A 6936-nucleotide genomic window follows, 5' to 3' on the forward strand; every position below is an offset into this window, starting at 1 on the left:
CGTAAGGGCGGAACCCTAAGCCGCCGTTACCTAAATAACGGATATGTACCCAACCCAACCCCACAAAAAAATACCCCACCAAAACCATCAACATTTCTTGATCGCCATCAAGCAGTTTCCACCCCCCACCTCCCTATCATCCCCTGGCCAAGCAATGAGGAAGCGACCATGTCAGAGACCTTCACCAAGGGTATGGCCAGGAATATCTACTTCGGAGGAAGCGTGTTCTTCTTCCTGATTTTCCTGGCCCTGACCTACCACACCGAACAAACCTTTCCCGCCCGCAGCAACGTCGACCAACTCACCGAATCTGTCGTTCGCGGCAAAGGCGTCTGGGAGCGCAACAACTGCGTCGGCTGCCACACCTTGCTGGGCGAGGGCGCTTATTTCGCGCCGGAACTGGGCAATGTGTTCAAGCGCCGGGGCGGCGAAGAAGGGTTCAAGCCGTTCCTGCATGCCTGGATGAAGATGCAGCCCCTGGGTGTACCGGGGCGGCGGGCCATGCCGCAATTCAATCTCAGTGACCAGGAGGTGGACGATATGGCCGAGTTCCTCAAATGGAGCTCGAAGATCAATACCAATAACTGGCCACCGAACAAGGAGGGCTGAGCCATGCGCAGTGCCAATCCATACTTGAAATTCCAATCCCAGGCCGTGGCCAAACCCTACTTTGTGTTCGCCCTGATCCTGTTTCTCGGTCAGGTGCTGTTCGGTTTGATCATGGGCCTGCAATACGTCATCGGCGACTTTCTGTTCCCGTTGATCCCCTTCAACGTGGCACGGATGGTTCACACCAACCTGCTGATCGTGTGGCTGCTGTTCGGCTTTATGGGCGCGGCCTACTACCTGATACCCGAGGAGGCCGAACGCGAGCTGCACAGCCCGAAACTGGCGATCATTCTGTTCTGGGTGTTCGCCGCCGCCGGGGTGTTGACCATCCTCGGCTACCTGCTGGTGCCCTATGCGGCGCTGGCCAAGTTGACCCACAACGAGCTGCTGCCGACCATGGGGCGCGAGTTCCTGGAGCAACCGACCATTACCAAAATGGGCATCGTGGTGGTGTGCCTGGGCTTTCTGTACAACATCGGCATGACCCTGCTCAAGGGCCGCAAGACCACCGTCAGCATGGTGATGATGACCGGGCTGATAGGCCTTGCGGTGTTCTTCCTGTTCTCCTTCTACAACCCCGGCAACCTGGCGCGGGACAAGTTCTACTGGTGGTGGGTGGTGCATCTTTGGGTCGAAGGCGTGTGGGAGCTGATCATGGGCTCGATGCTGGCCTTCGTGCTGATCAAGGTCACCGGCGTCGACCGTGAAGTGGTGGAAAAATGGCTGTACGTGATCATCGCCATGGCCTTGATCACCGGGATCATCGGCACGGGCCACCACTTCTTCTGGATCGGTGCGCCTGAAGTGTGGCTGTGGGTTGGTTCGATCTTCTCGGCCCTGGAGCCGCTGCCGTTCCTGGCGATGGTGATGTTCGCCTTCACCATGGTGAAGCAACGTCGGCGCCAGCACCCCAACCGCGCGGCCACGTTGTGGGCCAAGGGCACCACGGTCACGGCGTTCTTCGGCGCGGGCGTGTGGGGGTTCCTGCACACCTTGGCACCGGTCAACTTCTACACCCACGGCACCCAGCTCACCGCCGCTCACGGGCACCTGGCGTTCTTCGGTGCCTACGCCATGATCGTGATGACACTGATCAGCTACGCCATGCCACGCCTGCGCGGTATCGGTGAAGCGCCGGACGCGCGTTCGCAAACCCTCGAAATCTGGGGCTTCTGGATGATGGTGCTGTCGATGGTGATGATCACGCTGTTCCTCACCGCCGCCGGGGCCGTGCAAGTCTGGCTGCAACGCTGGCAGGTGGACGGGGTGGCCTTGCCGTTCATGGCCACGGTGGAGCATTTGCAGGGACTGTTCTGGGCACGGTTGGTCAGTGGGGTGGTGTTCCTGCTTGGGCTGGTCTGCTACCTATGCAGCTTCCGGCAACGCGCCCGGATGGCTGGAGCACCGGTGGCGATCGTCTACTGAAGGTAACGCGGTCCAAATGTGGGAGGGGCGGTGCCCCTCCCACATTTGGACTGCAGTGTGCCTGTCAAATATCAAACAGTTGGAGCCCATCCCATGGCCTTTACCCTTGAATTGGAAGAGTGGGTCGGCAGTGCCTGGCACCGCTTTATCACCCGCCGCGCCAGTGTCGATTTTCCGCACGCGCGGGTCGATCTGGTCGACCGCCAGCGCAGCCTGGCCGTGTTGTTCCGCGCCTTGGGCGGTGCCAGCGGGATCGCCCTCGAAGCCGCCAGCGAACGCGACCTGCTGCTGCGCCGCAACCTGTTGATGCGCATCGCCGGCACCTGCAAGCACGCACCCCTGGCTTCCTGCGATGGCAATCGTCTGCGCCTGCCGTCGAGCCTGGCGGTGTACCCCACCGTCGCGTTGAATCTGGAGTTGTACCGCTGGCTGGCGCTGTTGGCCGCCCATGCAGGCCCCATGACCCATTGGGCCCGGGACAACCAACGCTGGACCTGGCTGCTGCTGCAACGCTACCCGGCGCTGCTGCCCAGTTACCAGCGCCTGGTGGACGCCCATATCACGCTGCGCCCCGACCCCGCCAGCCTGAGCCCCGCTGAAGCCGCCTTGGAAAAAGCCCTGCGCAAGGCCCTGCGCGAGCCCGGCAGCGTGCGCCATTTACCCCGCAGCGAACGCGCCGCCTGGCCGTTGCCCTTATGGCTTTACCCGCCATTGCACCTGGACACGCCCCAGGCCGTCGACCTTGAAGACGACGCCGACGACCTCGCCACCCCGTCCGGTGAGCAGCAGGGCGCGCCCAAACGCGCCAGCCGTGTGGATGATCACAGCCGTGATGGCGGCCTGCTGGTGGTGCGCCTGGAAAACCTGTTCAGCTGGACCGAGCACGTCGACCTCGATCGCTGGGCCGACGACAGTGAGGACCCGGACGCCGCCCGCGTCGCCGAAGACCTCGACCAGTTGAGCCTGTCGCGCCAGCGCGTGCGCAAGAGCGGCGGCTTGAAGCTGCACCTGGACCTGCCGCCCGCCGACGTCGATGACATCCCCCTCGGCGAGGGCATCAAGCTGCCCGAGTGGGACTACCGCCAACAATGCCTGCAACCTGGTTTCGTCAATCTGCAACTGATGCAGCCACGTGCCGATGCACCGCAACCGTTACCGGCCCGATTACTCGGCCCGGCCCAGCGCCTGCGCCGTCAATTCCAGCAACTGCGCACCGACCGCCAATGGCTGCGCCAGCAACCTCAAGGCGCGGAACTGGACCTGCAAGCCTGGGTGGATTTCCACGTGCAACGCCAACACGGCGCCTGCACCGAACGCGGCTTGTACCAGGAGCAGCGTCACACACGACGAGACCTGGCATGCCTGCTGCTGGCGGACCTGTCGATGTCCACCGACGCGCATTTGAACGACGAGCAAAAGGTCATCGACGTGATCCGCGACAGCCTGTTGCTGTTTGGTGAAAGCCTGGCCGGGTTGGGAGATGCGTTTGCGCTGTATGGCTTCTCGTCCCTGCGCCGCCATCAGGTGCGCCTGCAACAGCTCAAGACGTTCGAGCAAGCCTATGACGACCGCACGCGTGGCTGTATCCAGGCGCTCAAGCCGGGTTACTACACGCGCATGGGCGCCGCTATTCGCCAAGCCACTCACCTGCTGGGGGCGTGCAAACAGCGGCGCAAGTTGTTGTTGCTACTGACTGATGGCAAACCCAATGACCTGGATCTGTATGAGGGCCGCTACGGGGTCGAAGACACCCGCCAGGCAGTGGTCGAGGCTCGGCGCCAGGGCCTGATTCCGTTCTGCATCACCATCGACAAACAGGCCGGGGACTACTTGCCCTACATGTTCGGTGCTCATGGCTACACCCTGATCCGTCAACCGGAGCAGTTGCCGCTGCGGTTGCCCCAGCTGTACCGGCAACTGACCGAGGGTCAGTAGAAGTCGCGCGGCAACCAGAAGAACATCGCGATGCAAAACAGCGTCAGGCTCAGGCAGAACCACTGGAAACGCCGCAAGCGAAGGGCCTGTACGCCGGCGTCCGAGGCGGGCAGGGCCATGCCGCAATCCGTGCACTGCTCATGCTTGTCGGCATTGCGCTGTTGGCAGTACAGGCAGGTTTTCACTCGAATTGCTCCAGGCGCAGCCGGTCCAGAATGGCGATCTGGCGTCCGTCCTGGGTGATGATTTTTTCATCGATCAGGCGCCGGATAATCCGCGAGAAGGTCTCCGGCTGGATCGACAGGTGCCCGGCAATCAACTGCTTGGCCATGGGCAGTTCGAACGTGGCGTCGGTGCTGTGCAGGCGCATCAGTTGGGTCAGCAGGTAGCGCACCACGCGGTGGGTGGCGTTCTTCAGTGACAGGGTTTCGATCTCGTTGACCCGCTGGTGCAAGCGCACGCACAACGTGCCGAGCAGGGCGAAGGTCAGGCGGCTGTTGCTGTGCAGCAGGCGCATGTAGGTGGCGTTGGACAAACGGTACAACTGGGTGGGGCACACCGCTTCGGCGCAGGCCACGTAGTTGGGGGTGTCCATCAGCATCATGGCTTCGGCGAAGGTCTGGCGCTCGCCGATCACTTCGAAGACCTTCTCCTGGCCGTCGGGGGTCAAGCGGTAGATCTTCACCGCACCGGCAATCACGAAGTAAAACGCATCGGCCGGTTCGCCCTGGCGGAACAGCGGCTCGCCCTTGTCGATACTCAGCAACTGGCTGTTGCCCATCAGCTCGTTGAGTTCTTCGTCGTTCAGCGGTTCGAACAGGTGATGGCTGCGCAGGATCTGGTGGTGCACGCGATGCAGCACCATGCCCGGTTCCTTGAACAGCAGTGGTGCGTTCACACCAGCACCAGCGAAAGCCCGCTGGCGGCGGCTAGCATGGAGCCGAGGATCACAAACCAGGCGAGGGGGACATAGGCGTTTTTCATCATGGCTCCGGGGTGCGGTGTGGATATAGGCGCGAGGGTAATCCCTTGGCCCCGATAGCGACTTGATCTACGACAAGGGCAACGCACGCCCATCGGCGCAAGATTGCCGCAGTCCTGAAGGGAGACCGTGTTATGCAAGTGCTCGATCGGCGCAAGGCAATGTCGATTACCCCGTTGTTTCGCCTGGCCTTCCGGCCATTCTTCCTCGGCGCCTGTGTATTGGCGGCGCTGGCAATCCCCTTGTGGCTGCTGGCCCTGGGCGGGCACCTCGGCACCTGGCAACCCGCTGGCGGCTGGCTGGCCTGGCATCGGCATGAACTGCTGTTCGGCTTTGGCCTGGCGATCATCGCCGGCTTCCTGCTCACGGCAGTGCAGACCTGGACCGGCCGCCCAGGCATCAGCGGCAATGCCCTGGCGCTGCTTGCCGGTGTGTGGCTGGCCGCGCGCCTGGGGTGGCTGTTCAACCTGCACTGGCCGCTGCTGGCGGTGCTGGAACTGACCTTCCCCCTGGCCGTGGCCGGCGTGATGGGCTGGACCCTGTGGCAGGTACGCCAGAAGCGCAACTACCCGATCGTGCTGGTGCTGGCGCTGCTGACCGTGGCCGATGCGCTGTCGCTGTATGGCTTGCTGCGCAATGACCCAGGCCTGCAACGCCAGGCGGTGCTCACCGGCCTGTGGCTGGTGGCGGCGATGATGGGCTTGATCGGCGGGCGGGTGATTCCGTTTTTCACCCAGCGCGGTCTGGGCCGGGTCGAGGCGGTCAAACCCTGGCCATGGCTGGACCGGGCGTTGCTCGGGGCTTCGCTGCTGGTCGCCGTGCTGTATGCCGCCGGGCCTGCGCTGGCCGCCAACCCAGGGATCGGCCTGCTGTTCGCCGCCCTTGGACTGGGGCACTTATTGCGCCTGGTGCGCTGGCATGATCGCGGGCTGTGGCGGGTGCCGTTGCTCTGGTCGTTGCACCTGGCGTACGCCTGGCTCGCTGTGGCCTGCCTGGGCATGGCGCTGTGGCACTTCGGCGCGCCCCTCAATCCCAGCCTGGCCGTGCATGCATTGACCATCGGCGCCATGGCCGGACTGATCCTGGCGATGATCGCCCGCGTCAGCCTGGGCCACACCGGCCGCCCGTTGCAGCCGCCCGCAGGGATGACCCTGGCCTTTGGGCTGCTGAACCTGGCATGTGTGTGCCGGGTGGTGCTGGTACTGCTGTTGCCGATGGCCGCGTTGTGGCTGGCGGGTGTGTGCTGGACCGTCGGGCTCGGCCTGTACCTGTGGCGGTATGGCCCGATGCTGTGGCAGGCACGGGTCGATGGGCATCCAGGCTAGGAGGACGTCATGCTTTATTCCACCTTGTTGATCGTGCATCTGCTGGCGGCGATTGCGTTTATCGGCACGCTGTTTTTCGAAGTGGTGATCTGGCACAGAGCCCGTGAGGAACTGGCCTGGTCCGCGCAGTTCACCTCCGACCACGCCATTGCACGGCGTTCGCGCCAGGTACTGCACGGCGTGGTGGTGTTGCTGTACGGCGCGGGCATCGGCCTGGCCTGGCACTATCGCGGGCTGTTGGCGGTACCTTGGGCCAGCCATTTCGCGGCGCTGCTGAGCCTGAAAATCCTGCTGGCCCTGAGCATCATCGGCCATTACCTGTGGCTGGCGTACCTGCTGAGTCACCAGCGCTTGAGCCCGAGGCGTGCGACGTGGATTCGTCGCAGCATCCTGGGACATATGGTGGTGATTGTGATCGTGGCCAAGCTGATGTTGCGTTGATCAGGCAGGCGGATGTGGTCGCGCAGGTGTTGCTGCGGTAATGGAGCGAGATTCAGGGCAGGCTGATAGGTATCTGATGTATAGAGATCAAATGTGGGAGGGGCGGTGCGACGATTCGACTTGCTCCTGATGGCGTCCTTCGGGTCGACCATTTTTTTGGGGTGGGCCGAGTGCATATCCGTTGCTGCGGTAACGGCCACTTAGGGTTCCGCTCTTACA

General features: G+C 63.0%; 7 protein-coding genes. 5 read left to right on the top strand and 2 right to left on the bottom strand.

Features of this window, described 5'->3' with window-relative positions; genetic code table 11:
• The first annotated feature begins 168 nt into the window (after window positions 1-168).
• The 3 genes from HCF10_RS30875 (at window position 169) to HCF10_RS30885 (ending at window position 3969) form a co-directional block, all read left to right on the top strand.
• Window positions 169-609: a c-type cytochrome gene (locus HCF10_RS30875; RefSeq protein ID WP_027607193.1), complete on the top strand. Its 441-nt coding sequence runs from the start codon at window positions 169-171 to the stop codon at window positions 607-609.
• Between the two features lie 3 nt (window positions 610-612).
• Window positions 613-2034, top strand: coding sequence for a cbb3-type cytochrome c oxidase subunit I (locus HCF10_RS30880; protein ID WP_167657083.1), 1422 nt, complete (start codon window positions 613-615; stop codon window positions 2032-2034).
• 93 nt (window positions 2035-2127) lie between these two features.
• Entirely contained in the window at window positions 2128-3969 is a 1842-nt protein-coding gene (locus HCF10_RS30885) for a nitric oxide reductase activation protein NorD (protein ID WP_167657084.1), read from the top strand.
• Here the strand turns inward: HCF10_RS30885 and HCF10_RS30890 are convergent.
• The gene (locus HCF10_RS30890; RefSeq protein WP_090403099.1) at window positions 3963-4154 is read right to left on the bottom strand and encodes a protein DnrP; all 192 of its coding nucleotides are present in this window, start codon (window positions 4152-4154) and stop codon (window positions 3963-3965) included. The two genes, HCF10_RS30885 and HCF10_RS30890, sit on opposite strands and share 7 nt — an antisense overlap.
• Window positions 4151-4834 carry a Crp/Fnr family transcriptional regulator gene (locus tag HCF10_RS30895; protein WP_053134436.1) on the bottom strand — a complete coding sequence of 228 codons (684 nt, stop codon included), beginning with the start codon at window positions 4832-4834 and terminating at the stop codon, window positions 4151-4153. Before HCF10_RS30895 ends, HCF10_RS30890 begins: the two co-directional genes overlap by 4 nt.
• Window positions 4835-5085: 251 nt before the next feature.
• Between HCF10_RS30895 and HCF10_RS30900 the strand changes: the two genes are divergently transcribed.
• Window positions 5086-6276 carry an NnrS family protein gene (locus HCF10_RS30900; protein ID WP_131699951.1) on the top strand — a complete coding sequence of 397 codons (1191 nt, stop codon included), beginning with the start codon at window positions 5086-5088 and terminating at the stop codon, window positions 6274-6276.
• Between the two features lie 9 nt (window positions 6277-6285).
• On the top strand, window positions 6286-6717 hold the full coding sequence (locus HCF10_RS30905) for a hypothetical protein (RefSeq protein WP_145338880.1): 432 nt from the start codon (window positions 6286-6288) through the stop codon (window positions 6715-6717).
• The last annotated feature ends 219 nt before the right edge of the window (window positions 6718-6936 follow it).

It is taken from the genome of Pseudomonas sp. B14(2022) (assembly GCF_012030485.1).
Taxonomy (GTDB): Bacteria; Pseudomonadota; Gammaproteobacteria; order Pseudomonadales; family Pseudomonadaceae; genus Aquipseudomonas.